This is a genomic window from Frankia sp. Hr75.2, assembly GCF_949319125.1.
Classification (GTDB): domain Bacteria; phylum Actinomycetota; class Actinomycetes; order Frankiales; family Frankiaceae; genus Parafrankia; species Parafrankia soli.
The window spans coordinates 36,699-51,060 of the sequence record NZ_CASGGV010000210.1 but is presented as its reverse complement, the minus strand read 5'-3'; the positions used below and the strand labels follow the sequence as shown (position 1 = coordinate 51,060).

The 14,362-nt window shown below is 73.0% G+C and carries 11 protein-coding genes; 6 read left to right on the top strand and 5 right to left on the bottom strand.

The genetic code is table 11. The annotated features are described in order from the left end of the window. Nucleotides 1-11: 11 nt before the first annotated feature. A complete protein-coding gene (locus tag AC559T_RS15195; RefSeq protein ID WP_498869152.1) occupies nt 12-944 on the bottom strand; it encodes an aldose 1-epimerase family protein in 933 nt (310 codons plus the stop codon). Between the two features lie 378 nt (nt 945-1,322). Here AC559T_RS15195 and AC559T_RS15190 point away from each other — a divergent pair, with 378 nt between their 5' ends. The 5 genes from AC559T_RS15190 (at nt 1,323) to AC559T_RS15170 (ending at nt 9,239) form a co-directional block, all read left to right on the top strand. Continuing rightward, the gene (locus AC559T_RS15190) at nt 1,323-3,668 is read left to right on the top strand and encodes an MMPL family transporter (protein ID WP_498869151.1); all 2,346 of its coding nucleotides are present in this window, start codon (nt 1,323-1,325) and stop codon (nt 3,666-3,668) included. A 138-nt stretch (nt 3,669-3,806) separates the two neighbouring features. Continuing rightward, the gene (locus tag AC559T_RS15185) at nt 3,807-5,018 is read left to right on the top strand and encodes an esterase/lipase family protein (RefSeq protein WP_498869150.1); all 1,212 of its coding nucleotides are present in this window, start codon (nt 3,807-3,809) and stop codon (nt 5,016-5,018) included. Nucleotides 5,019-5,203: 185 nt separating this feature from the next. Next, nucleotides 5,204-6,382 (top strand): hypothetical protein, encoded by a 1,179-nt coding sequence (locus tag AC559T_RS15180; protein ID WP_498869149.1) that lies wholly within the window; start codon nt 5,204-5,206, stop codon nt 6,380-6,382. After that, nucleotides 6,379-7,866: a hypothetical protein gene (locus AC559T_RS15175; protein ID WP_498869148.1), complete on the top strand. Its 1,488-nt coding sequence runs from the start codon at nt 6,379-6,381 to the stop codon at nt 7,864-7,866. The genes AC559T_RS15180 and AC559T_RS15175 overlap by 4 nt, the downstream gene beginning before the upstream one ends. Next, entirely contained in the window at nt 7,863-9,239 is a 1,377-nt protein-coding gene (locus AC559T_RS15170; protein WP_498869147.1) for an AAA domain-containing protein, read from the top strand. Before AC559T_RS15175 ends, AC559T_RS15170 begins: the two co-directional genes overlap by 4 nt. Here AC559T_RS15170 and AC559T_RS15165 read toward each other — a convergent pair. Together AC559T_RS15165 and AC559T_RS15160 are read right to left on the bottom strand one after the other, a co-directional pair. Beyond that, entirely contained in the window at nt 9,224-9,889 is a 666-nt protein-coding gene (locus AC559T_RS15165; RefSeq protein ID WP_498869146.1) for an HD domain-containing protein, read from the bottom strand. The two genes, AC559T_RS15170 and AC559T_RS15165, sit on opposite strands and share 16 nt — an antisense overlap. A 244-nt stretch (nt 9,890-10,133) precedes the next feature. After that, nucleotides 10,134-10,841 (bottom strand): class I SAM-dependent methyltransferase, encoded by a 708-nt coding sequence (locus AC559T_RS15160; protein WP_498869145.1) that lies wholly within the window; start codon nt 10,839-10,841, stop codon nt 10,134-10,136. Nucleotides 10,842-11,325: 484 nt separating this feature from the next. On the opposite strand from AC559T_RS15160, the gene AC559T_RS15155 reads away from it, so the two are divergent. After that, a complete protein-coding gene (locus AC559T_RS15155) occupies nt 11,326-11,874 on the top strand; it encodes a winged helix-turn-helix transcriptional regulator (RefSeq protein ID WP_498869169.1) in 549 nt (182 codons plus the stop codon). On the opposite strand, the gene AC559T_RS15150 is transcribed toward AC559T_RS15155, so the two are convergent. Together AC559T_RS15150 and AC559T_RS15145 are read right to left on the bottom strand one after the other, a co-directional pair. Then, complete coding sequence (locus tag AC559T_RS15150; RefSeq protein ID WP_498869144.1) at nt 11,853-13,655, bottom strand: MDR family MFS transporter; 1,803 nt, start codon at nt 13,653-13,655, stop codon at nt 11,853-11,855. The genes AC559T_RS15155 and AC559T_RS15150 overlap by 22 nt on opposite strands. Continuing rightward, nucleotides 13,652-14,293 (bottom strand): MarR family winged helix-turn-helix transcriptional regulator, encoded by a 642-nt coding sequence (locus AC559T_RS15145; RefSeq protein WP_071065755.1) that lies wholly within the window; start codon nt 14,291-14,293, stop codon nt 13,652-13,654. The genes AC559T_RS15150 and AC559T_RS15145 overlap by 4 nt, the downstream gene beginning before the upstream one ends. Nucleotides 14,294-14,362: the final 69 nt, after the last annotated feature.

The following is a 14,362-nucleotide window of genomic DNA, read 5'->3' as shown; positions in this document are numbered from 1 at the left end:
CCGGCCCGCGCTCAGCACAGGTCGGGGCGCACCCCCCAGGAACCGGCGAACGACTCGCCCGGCTCGAGTACCCGCAGCCCGTCGCCGCTGTTGAACGCGTTCGCCGGGCAGGTCATCGGCTCGACGGCGATGCTGCGCCGCCGCTGGCCGGGGGGGAAGGTGTCCCCGGTGAACAACTGGACGTAGGGCCAGGCGGCGTCCTGCCAGATCGTCAGGGTGCCACCGGCCGCGGCGAGCGTAACGCGGGCCCGGCCGTCCGCCGCCCGCTCGAGATCGGTGAAGCAGGTGTCGAGGATCAGCCCGCCCAGCGGGCGGGGGTCGCGCAGGTCGAACGGCCCGCCGGCGACGTCCTCGGCGCCGACGGGGATGAGGCGCTCGTCGGTCAGCAGGCGGGTCGCCGCGGGCACCGTGACCGTCATGTCGTCGGCCGGTGCGGGTGATCCGTCCGCGCCGGCGAGGACGAAGTACGGGTGGGCGCCCATGCCTACCGGCGCCGCGGTGTCGCCCAGGTTCGTCGCGGTGAGTGAGACGGTCAGCCCGTCGCCGTCCAGCCGGTACAGGGCGGAGAAGGCGACGGTGAACGGGTACCCCGACTGGGCGCGCAGTACGACCTGGGCCCGCGCCGCGCCTGCGTCCAGGCGTTCGAGCTCCCAGCCGAGCCAGCGGGTCAGGCCGTGGCTGGCGTTGCCCAGCGCCACCTCGTTCACCGGGAGCTGGTGGCTCGTCCCGCGGAAGGTGTAGCGGCCGGCGGCGACCCGGTTCGGCCACGGCAGCAGGAGCTGCCCCCGGCCGCGGCCGGCCATCTCCCCGGGGCCGTAGCCGTCGAGCACCGTGACGGCGCCGACCCGGTAGTCGCGCAGGCCGCCGCCGACCTCGGTGACCACCGCGCGGCTCTCGCCGTGGACCAGCTCGAGCTGGCGCCCGGACGGCGCTGTCGTCTCCACCGCACTGCCTCCGTCCCCGTGGCTGCCCGCACGCCCGTGGCCTGGCGCCACGGGACCGGGTGGCCCGGGTCCATCATCGCGATGGCACCCGCCGGCGTCGCGCCGGGCGTCGGCGGTGCCGGGTGGGCCTTCTCACGGGCGAGCGACGCCACAGCATCACGCCGCCCAGCCACCGGCGAGGCGCATGGTTACGCGCCCGGGACGATCTCTCCCCCGCCACCGGCCGCCAGGATTACACTTTCGTCTTGTTTATCGGTGTTTCGGGCGGCGCCCGGTGTCTCGGTTGTCTGCGCACCGGAAAAGATGAGTGTCCGGATTATTGTGGACGACCCCACTAACGGCGGATTGGTCGATTATCTGCCGTTCTAGGGTGTTCAAATGACCGACAGGCCCGAGAAGCTCGCCGGGTTCGTGGGACTTCTCGCGCGTTGCTGTGCCCGCTACCGATGGCTCGTCCTGGCGGCCTGGTTGGTCGCCCTCGTTCCCGCCGTCCACTACATCCGGGACGGGGGCGCCCGGTACACCCAGGAAGTCGCCCCCGCCGGTTCGGAATCCGCGCGGGCAATGGATGGTGTCGCGCGGGCCTCACCCGGCCGGCATCTCCCCGACGTCGAGACGATCGTCGTCCGGGCCCGCCGCGGCACAGTTGACGGCGGCCGCGCCCGCGACCGGATCACCGCCCTGGTCGCGGAGGTCGGCCGGCTGCCCGGCGTCACGTTCGTCGCCGACCCGGCGGGGCCGCTGGGCGCCGCCACCGCCGGAGTGGATCCGATCAGCGCCGACCGGCGCACCGCGCTGATCTCCGTCCTGATGGACGGCGGCGCGCTCGAGCCCGACCTCGACGACGTGCACCGGGTCATCGAGGCCTCCCGTGCCTACGACGGCCCGGAGTTGCAGGTCGAGGCGTCCGGGTCGGGGGCCACCATGATCGGGTCAGCGCAGCTCTCGTTGGCCCCGCTCGTCGTCGCCGCGTTCGCCGCGCTCGTCCTGCTCGGTGTCACGCTGCGGTCCCGACTGGGCATGCTGGTGTGCCTGCTGCCGGCGGCGGTCTGCACCCTGCTGGCGGTCGCCGTCACCGCGCGCCTGTCGCACACCACCCAGCTGCCGCCGTTCGCTCCCGTCACTGCCGCGGTCCTGGCGTTCGGGACGTGCCTGGGCAGCGCGGTGGTGGTCGTGCACCGGGCCCAGTCGGCCCTGCTGAACGGGCAGAACCGGCTGCAGGCCGCCGCGTCGGCGACGACGTCCACGGGTGCGGCGGTGGCCGTCGGCGGCCTGGGGGTGAGCCTCGCCCTGCTCGCGGTCGCCGCGCTCGGACTGAGCGGTTTCGGCGGCCTGGCGCTCGCCGCGGCGGGGTCCGCCGCGCTGGCCGTCCTGGTCGTCCTCACCCTGCTGCCGGCGCTGGTCGCCGCCGGCGGCGTACGGCTGCTCAGCTGGGCCGAACGGCACTATCTGGCGATGGCCGGCGCCGGCCTGGCCCGGCGGCCCGGTGTGCGCTCCTGGTGGGCCGCGCAGGTCGGCCGGTATCCCGCCCCGGTCGTCGTCGCGGCCGGGGTCCTGCTGATGTCGCTGGCCAACCAGACCGACGGGCTGCGCGTCGGCGGGGGCGACGCGGGCACCGACCCGACCTCGATGACCACCCGGCGCGCCTACGACCTGATCAGCGAGGGCTTCTTTCCCGGTCTGAACGGCCCGATCCTGGTGGCCGTCGACCGCGGTGACCCCAGGAGCGTGCCGGGCGGGGGACGGATCGTCCAGCCCGGGGAGGTCGCCGCGGTGCTGCGCGCGACCCCGGGCGTGCGCACCGCCGCGGTGTCACTGGACGACCCCCGCCTCGGGCCGGCCATCGTGCGCGTGCTGCCCGCCGCCGCTCCGCGCAGCCCGCAGGCCAGCGACCTGGTGCGACGGATGCGCGATGACGTGCTGCCCACGGCGCTGCGCGGCAGTGTCACCAACGCCGCCGTCGGCGGGCCCACCGCGATGTTCGACGACGCTGCGAGCAGCTTCCGCTCGACCCTGCCGCTGTTCCTGGCCGTCGTGCTGCTCACCATCGGCCTCGTGACGTTCGCGGTCGCCGGGTCGATACCGCTCGCCTCCGTGCTCGGCGCGGCCGCCGTGCTGAGCGTGCTGGCCTCCGCCGGCATGCTGCGCGTGTTCTTCCAGGACGAGGAGATCGCGCGCCGCCTCGGCGTCATGACCAGCCCCGCCGAGCCGTTCGTGCTCGTGCCGATCATGCTCGCGGTCTTCGGGCTGGCCCCGGGGATGAACCTGGTCCTGCTCACCCGGCTGCGTGCGGGCGGCGGCACCGATCCGGCCGGCTCCGGCACCGGCACCGGCCGTGGGGGAGCGCTGCGGGGCATCGGCCGGGCCTTCGCCCGGCGCCGGGACGGCGCCCGGCCCGACCCGATCCGCGACGGCCGGGACGCCGTCCGCCGGGGCCACGCCGACCTGGGGCATGTGGTGCTGACGATGAATTTCGTGATGCTGTTCGTGTTCCTCGCGATCGCGGCGCAGCCGTCCAGAACGCTGAAGATGCTCGGGTGCGGCCTGGCGATCGGGGTCGCCGTGGACGCCGTCGTGCTGCGCGCCGCCATCCTGCCCGCGTCGGTGCACCTGGGGCAGCGGTGGCAGGGTGATCGCGCGCTGCGCCGCAGACAGGGCGCCGCCGCCAGGGCCGCCGAGCCCGAGGCGGCGACCGTGGCCAAGGCGTCCGCCGCCCATCGGTAGTCGTTTCATAATCGTTCCCGGGGCGAACTTCCCTGGGGCGAACTGTCCCCGGGGCGAATTGTCTCGGGGCGGCGATCTCCCGGGTTTCCGGTAATACTCCTCGCGTACTTGTCCGCCGTACGGGGAGGAGATTCATCGGTGGCTGCCAAGGATCTGAACAAGATAAAGAAGGCGATGGGTCCGGTCGGGCTGGTCACCCCGGCCGGAGCACAGGCCGGTGTGCGTGCGCCAAAGCCCGACATGGAATGGAAGGTCCAAGGCGGTACGGCCCGGGTCTGGCTCGGGGCCGGGAACAAGGGACTGGTTCGCCCCGTCCTGCTCGCCGACGGCTTCAACATGGGGCCGACGGATTTCGACTGGCTGTGGGAGGGGCTCGACGGCGATCCGTTCCGTTTCCTGACCGAGCTGCGTGAGCGCGGCCAGGACGTCGTCCTGATCGGTTTCGACGAGCGCAGCGCGTCGATTCTCGACAACGCCAGGGTCGTCGCCGAGATCATTCTCCGTGCCATCGGGGAGCGGCAGGGCGACCAGCCGCTGACGGTCGGCGGGTTCAGCATGGGTGGCCTGGTCACCCGCTACGCCCTCGCCAAGCTCGAGATGGAGCGGATGGACCACCAGACGGCCCTCTACCTGTCCTTCGACAGCCCGCACCGTGGTGCGTCCGTGCCGATCTCGCTGCAGGCGATCGCGCACATCCTCGCCCCGATCCACGACGCCTTCTCGAAGCAGGTCAACAGCCCTGCCTCCCGGCAGCTGGTCTGGCGGCACATCGAGAACGCCGACGACCAGCCGCGCGTCGATCCCCTTCGCGCGGAGTTCCTGAAGGCCCTGGAGCGGGTCGGCGGCTGGCCGCAGCGGCCCCGCAAGATCGGGGTCGCCAACGGTGTGGGCGACGCCCGGCGCAACGGCATCCCGCCGGGCGTCGAGGCGCTGCGCTGTACCGGGCCGTTCTTCAAGGACAGCGTCCTGTACACGCAGGCCGGTGGCCGCGACCGGGTCGTCGCCGAGCTCCGTGGGCTGCTCGGGGAGAAGGACATCACCACGAACGACTTCCCCGACATCGACGGGGCGCCCGGCGGCACCCTGGACTCGTTCGGCATTCTCGCGGACGCGCTCAAGGACGCCGGCGAGGGCGTGGACGTCGCACACCGGATCGTGTGCTTCGTGCCGTCCGTCAGCGCGGTCGCGGTTCGCGGCGTCGAGACGAACGACGACCTCTACACCGACATCAACGCCCTGTCCCCGTCCGAGAGCGAGCTGGACGAGTTCCTGTGCTCGTCGCGTGCCACGGCGCATTCGGCGATGACCGAGCAGCTCGGTAGGTGGGTCATCGACCGCATCGCGCGGTGACCCGGGCGCGGGCGGGCGGGGAGTCGGACCGCCCGCCCGCGGCTCCGGCCGACCAGTCCGTCGAACCCATTGACCGACATGCCGGCGCAAGACTGGACGGATGCCCCCGCCGGCGGCATCGTTGCCCGCGGTTGCTCCGCGACGACGGCCGTCATGAGGGTGGGTCAGTGCATCCGGGTGAGTCAGTGCAGGACCGGACCGAGTCACGCCTTGACCGCATCCGCGGCTCCGCCCCGCCCAGGCGGCACGACGCGCGGACCATCGCGGCGCTGACCCGCAATCCGGGTTGCGCGCGCCGCGGGGTGCTCGACGCCGCCGGCGTCGACAAGGACCTCCTCGCCCGCCAGGTGGGCTTCCCGGCCGCCTTCGGCCAGTCGCGCTTCGCGATCGTCCGTGGCAACGTCTTCGAGGCCCGGGTCAAGGCCGACGGCTGCGCCGACCTGCTCCGCATGTTCCATGAGTGCCTCGGGAGCGAGCCCGGGGGGACCGAGCCCGGGGGAACAGCGGCGGGCGAGCCGCTGCTCGTCACCGGCGACGCCGAGCCCGACGAGACCCTGGCCGCGCGCCACGAACGCACCGTCGCCGCGCTGCGCACGGCCAGCGGTACCGACCGGCCCGTCCTGATCACCCACCCGCTGCTGCGTCTCGCCGTCGGCGGCCAGGACGTCCACCTCGAACCGGACCTCGTCCTCGTCCGTCCCGGCGGGCTGTTCCACGTGATCGAGATCAAGTCCTTTCCCGTCATCGACGGCCAGGCGGAGGGCGAGAAGGTCGCGGCGGCCGCCATCCAGGCCGCGGTCTACGTCCTGGCGCTGCGTCGGCTGCTCGGCCGGCCGGACGCGGTGTCCCATGACGTGGTCCTGGTGTGCCCCAGGGACTTCTCGAACGCCCCGATGGCGACCAGGATCGACGTCCGGCGCCAACTTCTCGTCCTCGACCATCAGCTCGCCCGGCTCAGCGCCGTCGACGCGCTGGTCGCCGCGCTCCCGCCGGACCTGACCTTCGATCTCGCGCCGGGGCCCGACGGCCGGCCGACCCGCCCCGCGGCCGAGCTCGCCGCCGGGCTCAGTCGTCTCGACGCCCGGTACACGCCGGACTGCCTCTCCATGTGCGAGCTGGCGTTCCGATGCCGGCACGAGGCCGCGGGCCGGACCGCCGCGCTCGGCGCGAGCGTGCGCGAGGAGCTGGGCGGTGTCGAGACCGTCACCGAGGTGCTCGAGCTCGCCGCCGGCACCCGTGCACCCACCGCGGACCAGGCCGAGGCGGCCGACCGGCTGCGCACGACAGCCCGGATGTACGCCGCGGGACTCGCGGCGGGACCCGCCACCGAGCACGCGGCGGGGGATCGCGGCCCGACCCCATGACGGCGATCAGCTCGTACGCCCGTGCGCTGGCGGCGGCCTCCGGAACCGCGGTGCCGACCGCCACCGTCCGGCACGTGCACCTCGCCGCGCGCCCGCTGATTCTCGTGCCGCTGGCGATGGCCGGTGAGGCGAACGCGCCGCTGGCCGCCATGGTGGGCACCGAACGCGAGCGCCCGGAGCTGCTCGTCGTGCCCCAGCCCCGCAACCGCGACCTGCGGTTCACCTTCGCCGCCCGCCTGGCCGAGATTTTCCTCCCCTACGTGCTCGGCTTCGCCGCTGACATCGAGGAGCTCACGAACGGGCCACGGAGCGTCGACGCGCCGCAGCTGATCGTCCCGAACCAGGCCGGGGTCGCGTTCGTGCGGCTCTTCGGACGTTCCACCCGGTTCCGCGCGACCACCGGCGACTACGCCGTGGAACCGAGCGTGCCACTGCTCGGCCGGTGGCTCACCTTCTTCGCGGAGCGGGCCGAAGTGCCCGGCTCGTCCCTGATGCCGGCGGCCACGGAGATGCTCTCCCTGCACTGGGCGACCGGGCAGAGCGCGCTGGAGGACGCGAACCTCGCCGCGCTCATGGGCTGGATCGACCCGCCCGCGGGCGCCGACGGCCCGGCCGCGGCCCGCCTGGCCGAGGACCCTCGACACTGCCCGCCGGCCGGCCCGACGACCGACCCCGGGTTCGACAACGAGGTGCTCGCCCCAGCGATCGCGGCCTACGACGCCGTGACGGACCCGTCCCAGCTGCCCGACGCCGTGAAGCGGCTGGAAGAGGCGCTGCACAGCCAGCTCCGGCCGACCTGGGACCTCGTGTGGCGCGCCCTCGACCGGCTCCGCGCGCTGCCCGGCGGCGCGTCGGTGCCGGGGCGGTGGGAGGTCGACCGCTCCCGGTACACCGGATTCCACACCTACATGATCGAGGAGGGCCTGCCGCAGGCCCGGCGGGACGGCGCGGTCGCCGCCGCGCGCCGCCTGAACCGGATGGAGCGGGCCCAGGCCTCCTACGACGCCGAACGCGCCTTCGACGACCCGCTCGTCATGGCCGACCACCGGGTCACCGGCGAGGCGTTCCTCGGCTCGGTCGTCGCCGTCGACCGTGATCGCAGGGTGCCCAACGGACGCGGCAAGGGCCGGCTGGTCACCCGCCCGCTGGTGACGCTGGGCACCGAGGACCCGGTCCGGCTGGCGCTCGGCATGAAGGTCGTCGCCACCCGACGCCGCCGGCAGGAGTGCGTCGTCACCGCCCTCGAGCCGTGCGACGCCGGCATCCTGGTCACCCTGGAGGCGCAGAACGGGATGGGCCGGTCGGCGGCGCCGGCCCCCGGTTCCGTCCCGGAGGTCGGCGAAAGCCTCTGCTACAGCAGCGTGCTGGCGGACGGCGTCCGCTCCGCCACCATGCCGGAGGCGGAGGACACCCCGTGGACGCACGGCGGCCCGCCGCAGCCCTACGAACCGAGCGAGCAGGACACGGCGGAGGCCTGGGAGTGAGCGCGGCTTCGGTGACCTCGTCGGCTTCGGCGGCGGAGGAGGCCGAGCGGGTCATCCAGGCGATTCTGGGCGACCTGCGGCGCGGCCACAGCCGCGGGGTCATCGTCGACTCGCCGCCCGGCGCGGGGAAGTCGACCCTCGTCGTCCGGGCGGCCGCGGTCATCGCCGGGTCCGGCGAGCCGCTGATGATCGTCGCGCAGACCAACGAGCAGGTCGACGACCTGGTGGAACGGCTCGCCGCGCGGCTCGCCGACGAGGTTCCCCACGCCCGGGTCGGCCGGCTCGGCCGGGCGGGATACGCGCCTTCGGCCCGCATCGCGAACCTGCCGAACATCGTCACCGCCAGCGACATCGCCGGCCTCGGTGATCCCGAAGTGACGATCTCCACCGCGGCGAAGTGGGCGTACGTCCGGGAGGGGACCTGGCCGTGGGCCATCGTCGACGAGGCGTACCAGATGCGCTCGGACACCCTTCTGGCCATCGCCTCCCGCTTCGAGCGGGCGCTGTTCGTCGGTGACCCGGGCCAGCTCGACCCGTTCTCGACGGTCGCGAACGACCGCTGGCACGGCCTGGTCTGGAACCCCACCCAGAGCGCGGTGGCGGTGCTCCAGCGGGCGAACCCCGACCTGCCCGTGCACCGCCTGCCCGTCTCCTGGCGCCTGCCGCACACCGCCCAGTCGGTCGTCGCGGACGCCTTCTACCCGTTCGTCGGCTTCCGGACGGGCACCGGCCCCGGCGAACGCGCCCTGACGATCCCGGGCCACGCCCGCGGCCCCGCCGACGAGGTGCTCGACCTCGCCGCCGCGACCGGATGGGGGCTGCTCGAGTTGCCGGCCCGGCACACCGTCCGCACGGACGCCGAAGCGGTGAGCGCGGTGGCCGACGTCGCCCGGCGGCTCGTCGAACGCGGGGCGAGCGCGCGATCGGGCACCGACGAACGGGTCGTCACCCCCGACCGGGTCGCGGTGGGAGCCGCCCATCGCGACCAGGTCGTCGCCATCCGCGCGGCGCTCGGTGACCTCGCCGACGGCTCCGGGCCGGGGCAGGTCGTTGTCGACACGGCCAACCGCCTGCAGGGGCGGGAGTACGACGTCACCGTGGTGCTGCACCCGCTTTCCGGGCGGCGGGACGCGACCGCGTTCCACCTTGAGGCCGGCCGGCTGTGCGTCCTCGCCTCCCGGCACCGGCAGGCGTGTGTGGTGGTCGCCCGGGCCGGCATCCGGGACCTGCTCGACACCCATCCGACCAGTGACCCGGTGCACCTGGGGGAGCCGGTGAAGTTCCCGGACGGCTGGGCCGCGAACCAGGCCGTCCTGGCCCACCTCGCTTCCAGGAGCGTCCAGGCCGGCGGCGCGGCTTACGCCGCCAGATAGCCGCGGCGGACGGCGTCACCCACGAGCTGGCCGACGTACTCCCACAGGGCGTGCGAGCCCTCGGAGATCACGCGCTGGTGGGCCAGGACGTCCTCGGCCCGCACGCCGTGGGTCTGCCAGCTCCCGCCGCCCGTCGCGTAGTTCAGGATCAGCGGCTGGACCCGGTCCAGGGCGCGGGCGAAACGCGCGTCGGGGGTGCGCCGGGCCTCGAACTCCTCCCACAGGCTGCGCAGCTGTACGGCCTGATCCCGCGGCAGGCGGGGGAACAGCTGGTCGGCGGCCGCTCGCTCCCGCGCCTCCTGCTCGGCCGCCCCGGCGGGATCGTAGAGAAACGTGTCCCCCGCGTAGATCTCGACCAGGTCGTGGACGAGCAGCATCCGCAGGACGCGGCCGGTGTCGACCTCCTCGTCGGCGTACTCGCCGAGCACGATGGCCATCATGGCCAGGTGCCAGGAGTGCTCGGCGTCGTTCTCCTGGCGTGATCCGTCGGCGAGCACGCTTCGCCGCAGCACCGACTTGAGCTTGTCGATCTCCAGGATGAACGCGAGCTGCCGCGCGAGGCGCGAGTCGGGTGCGGACGGGAGAACGGCGACCGGTTCACCCGGCGAGGGCTGTGACTTCGCTTCTCCTGAGAGCGGGGACTGCGACACCTGGCCTCCTCGTATTGCCTGCGCGCCTGCTGGCCGCCGTCCCGCCGTGCCCGCGGTCCGGGTGTTCGCCGGCTCGCGGGCAGGCCGGGAACCGGCGCCAGCCCTCAGTGTGCGCGGATTCGGGGGTAGGTGCGTCATCTTGCGGTGTGAACAGAGTCCGATCATCTATCGGGTTGACAATGATGCGGTCATGGTTGATTCCTACCGTGCCTCCATTGCTCGTGCGTGGAGAGTTGCTCCGGGCCTAGCGGAGGGTGATCACGGTTTCGAGGTAGGTGGCCGGCAGTGCGACCGCGTCCTGATCGCCGCGGTACCGGTCCCAACGTCGCGCGAGGTCCGTGAGATCGGCCGCGAGGTTTCTCCGCTCCGCCGGGTCGAGCGACTCGAACGCCACGTGAGTCGGCCCGTACCAGCGTCGGAAGAACTCCGCGAACTCCTCCGCGGCCGAGAACCGGAAGGTGCAGATCCGTTCGGTCGAGCGGGCGTCGGCGATCGCACCGCCGAAGAGATCGGCGAGGTGCGGCTCGGTTCCCCACAGCAGCGGGGGCGGCACCCCGGGCGGGCCTGGGACGCGTGCGGTGATGACCCGGAACATGTCGCCGATGAACCCGTCTGGTCGCCATGACGCGAGTGCCACCGTCCCGCCCGGGCGCGCGGCACGCACGATCTCGTGGACGGTGCGCTCGTGGTCGGGAGCGAACATCGCGCCGAAGGCACTGAGGACCGCGTCGAACGAGTCGTCGTCGACCGGCAGGTCCTGGGCGTCGCCGACGCGGAACTCGACGTCGAGACCCTCGGCGCCGGCGCGCGTCCGCGCGTCCGCGAGCAGCTCACTCGTGAGCACGATGCGGGACGCGACCATCGCGAAGTTGCCGCTGGACCAGACCCGTTGCTGCCGGGTCGTGATGTCGGCCAGGTCCGGTCGGGCCGGTGGGGTCTGTGTGGTGGCCATGAAGGTGCTCCTCCCGCGGGGCGCCGTGTGGGCACGACGTCGTCGGCCACGAGGATGCGTCGCGCACGATCCAGCCGACGAGTACCGATCCCGTACTGGTCCTGTCCTGCTGTGTTGTGATGCCTGCCTGCCTGCCGCCCGCATCCAGGCCAGGCCAGGCCAGGTACGGGCACGGGCCGGGCGGGGCGGGGCGGTGCGGGCGAAGGCGAGGCGGTGCGGGCGAAGGCGAGGCGGGAGCGGGACCGTGAGTGCGGGCCAGGGGTGCGGACCGGTACGGGATCTGTACTACCGCCGGCGTCCACCCAGGTGCGACCATCCGGGTATGGCCCGCCACGCCGAGTACTGTCCGATCGCCGTCGCCGTCGCCGTCGTAGGGGACCGATGGACGCCCCTCGCCCTCCGCGAGCTCATTATCGGCGCGAGCGGGTTCAACGAGATCCACCGCGGCCTGCCGAGGCTGAGTCGGACCCTGCTTGCGTAGCGGCTGCGGACGCTCGAACGGCGTGGCCTGGTGCACCGCGCCGCGGCCGTGTCGGGGCGGCAGGTCCGGTACTCGCTGACTCCGGCCGGAACGGCGCTGGCGTCCGTGGTCTGGGCACTCGGCCAGCGGGCGGCGGAGTGGATGTTCGCAGACCCGAGCGACGAAGACTGCGATGGCCTGGCCCTGATGTGGCGCATGCACCAGTGCGCCGTCGGTAGCTCGCTGCCCGACCGGCGGACCATCGTGCATCTTGTCCTCAGCGGCGCAGGAGCGGCCGAGGGGTGGCTCGACATCGACGAGCGCACCGTGACCGTGTGCCGGGAGGACCCGGGCCGGGACGTCGATCTGACCCTCGAGGCCGAGACCGCGCACATGCACCGTTGGCTGGTGGGGGTCGCGTCCTTCCGCGAGCTCACGGTGGACGGGCACGTGCGCCTGCATGGTCCCGCCCGACTCGTGCGGGCGTTCCCGGAGTGGTTCAGCACCACCGCCTTCGCGGAGGGGCTGCGGCGGGGCAGGCTACGCCGCGATCAGGAGGCTGTCTCGCCCTGAGGTGCCCCGGCCGCGGGCCTCGGGCCGGCCACACCGGCTGGCTCGGCCACGTCGGCCAACTCGGCCATACCCGCCGACTCCGCCAGGCCGGCCGAGTCGGTGGTGCCCGCGGGCCCCGCCGGCCGAGGTGTCTCGGCCAGCCTGGCGGCCTCGTTCTTCGCCGCTTCGGCCTTCGCGGCCTCGAGGCCGGACATGGTGCGCAGCGGGACCTCGCGCAGCATCAGCGCCAGCACCAGACCGAGCAGGAGCACGCCGACGCCGACCAGGAACATCACGTCCATCGCGTCGGAGAAACCGACCATGAACGGGTGGGCGATGGCCTTCTCGATGGACTGGAGGAAACCGGTGTCGTCCAGCGAGCCACTCGACGTGACCTGCTGGAGCTGGTCCGGGTGCGCCGCGACCGCCGCGGCGAATTCCGGGGTGCCCTCCGCCGCCGAGTAGGCGTCGGCGATCCTGGACGGTGCGGCACCGAAGAGGATCGAGAGGAACATCGCCGTCCCGAGCGTGCCGCCCATCTGCCGGAAGAAGGTCGCCGAGGCGGTCGCGACGCCGATGTCGCGCGGCGCGACGCAGTTCTGCATGGCCAGGACGAGGGTCTGCATGTTCAGCCCGAGCCCGGCGCCGAACAGCAGCATGTACAGGTCGGTCTGCCACAGGGGGGTGTCGGCGCCGACGAACGACAGCAGGCCGAGTGCGACGAGCAGCGCCACGCATCCGATGATCGGGTAGCGGCGGTACCGGCCGCTGCGCGCCGTCAGCCGTCCGGACGTCATCGACGCGGCCATGACCCCGAGCATGAGCGGGAGCAGCAGGAGGCCCGCCTTGGTCGGCGACGCGCCCTTGACGATCTGCAGGTACAGCGGGAGCGCGGCCAGCCCGCCGAACATTCCGATACCGACGACGATCGAGAGCGCCGAGCTCACCGAGAACGTGTGGATGCGGAACAGCCGCAGGGGGATCAGCGCGTCGTCACCCATCCGCTGCTCGGCCCAGACGAAGCCGGCCAGGCCGGCGACGCCGATCACATAACAGGCGATCGAGGCGATCGAGACCCAGCCCCACTCGCGGCCGCGCTCGGCGACCAGGAGCAGCGGGACGACCGCGGCCACGATCGCGCCCGTACCCCACCAGTCGATCTTCGTCGACCCCCGTTGGGTGGTCGGGCGCAGCACCCTGTTGACGACGACCAGGGCGATCAGGCCGATCGGGACGTTCACCCAGAAGATCCATCGCCAGCCGGCGAGGCCGAGCACGCTGTCGCGGCCCGACAGGAAGCCGCCGATGACCGGACCGGCCACGCTGGAGGTCGCGAACGTCGCCATGAAGTACGCCATGTACTTGGGACGCTGCTGCGGCGACACGATGTCCGCCATGATCGACATCGCGAGCGCGAAGAGCCCGCCGGCGCCGAGGCCCTGCAGGGCTCGGAACCCGGCGAGCACGTACATGTTGGACGCGATCCCGCACAGCACCGAGCCGACGATGAAGATCGAGATCGCGAGCATGAACAACGGCTTGCGGCCGTAGATGTCGGACAGCTTGCCGTACAGCGGCGTCGTGACGGTGGAGGTGATGAGGAAGGCGGTCGTCACCCAGGCCTGCGCGGACAGGCCGTGCAGGTCGTCCCCGATGCTTCGGATGGCCGTCGCGACCACCGTCTGGTCGAGCGCGGCGAGGAACGTCCCGAGCAGCAGCGCGGTGACGATCGTCATGATCTGCCGGTGGGTCATCCCCCCGCTCGGTGCCGCGGGCGTCGGCGCCACGGTCTCGGCGGTCATCGGCAGTCCTCCCTGGTCGAAGGACCCGTGCCGGTGTGGCCCGAGGGTGCGTCGTGGGCGTCCTGGGTCCTTGTCATTCCGGACAGCGCGCTGGTCGGCTTCGTCGTCCAGGCGGGCTGGTGGGCCTCCATGTCGTCACCGAACCGGCGCAGCATGGTGGCGAAGGTGACGAGGTCCTCGCTGCTCCAGCGGGCGAGCATGCCCTGGTAGCGCTCGTTGCGAACCTGGAGATGATCCCGGTAGACCTGCTCGCCGGCCTCGGTGACATACAGCACCACCGCCCGGCCGTCGTCGGGGTCGGCGCGCCGCTCGACGTAGCCGGTGCGTACCAGCGCGGCGATCTGCCTGCTGACGGTCGACGGGTCGGACTGGACCGAGGTCGCGAGGGCGCCGAGGCGCATCGGGCCGCCCGCGGCCAGGTGCGAGATGAGGATCTGCGCCGCCCACTCCACGTCGTGGCGCGCCTTGGCGAGGAGTTGGGCCCGGGCGCGGGTGAGCCCGCGCATCAGTCGGGCCAGATCATCCGCGAGCTGCGCGACCTGCTCTTCACGTTCGATCGGGGTGTCGTGTGGGGCGGTGGCGATCGTGGGCGCCCTGCCGCCGGGTGCCTTGCTGTCTGTGGTCGCTGTCTCGTCCATGCTCGCGGAGCTCTCCCTGCCGTCGGTGGCCGCGGTGTCTCGTGAACCGCCGGCGTCGACCGGCGACGG

Bases quoted from the DNA above. Each gene is read 5' to 3' on its own strand.
- AC559T_RS15150 (WP_498869144.1), bottom strand. From the start codon at position 13,655: ATGACCGCCGAGACCGTGGCGCCGACGCCCGCGGCACCGAGCGGGGGG.
- AC559T_RS15175 (WP_498869148.1), top strand. From the start codon at position 6,379: ATGACGGCGATCAGCTCGTACGCCCGTGCGCTGGCGGCGGCCTCCGGA.
- AC559T_RS15145 (WP_071065755.1), bottom strand. From the start codon at position 14,293: ATGGACGAGACAGCGACCACAGACAGCAAGGCACCCGGCGGCAGGGCG.
- AC559T_RS15190 (WP_498869151.1), top strand. From the start codon at position 1,323: ATGACCGACAGGCCCGAGAAGCTCGCCGGGTTCGTGGGACTTCTCGCG.
- AC559T_RS15160 (WP_498869145.1), bottom strand. From the start codon at position 10,841: ATGGCCACCACACAGACCCCACCGGCCCGACCGGACCTGGCCGACATC.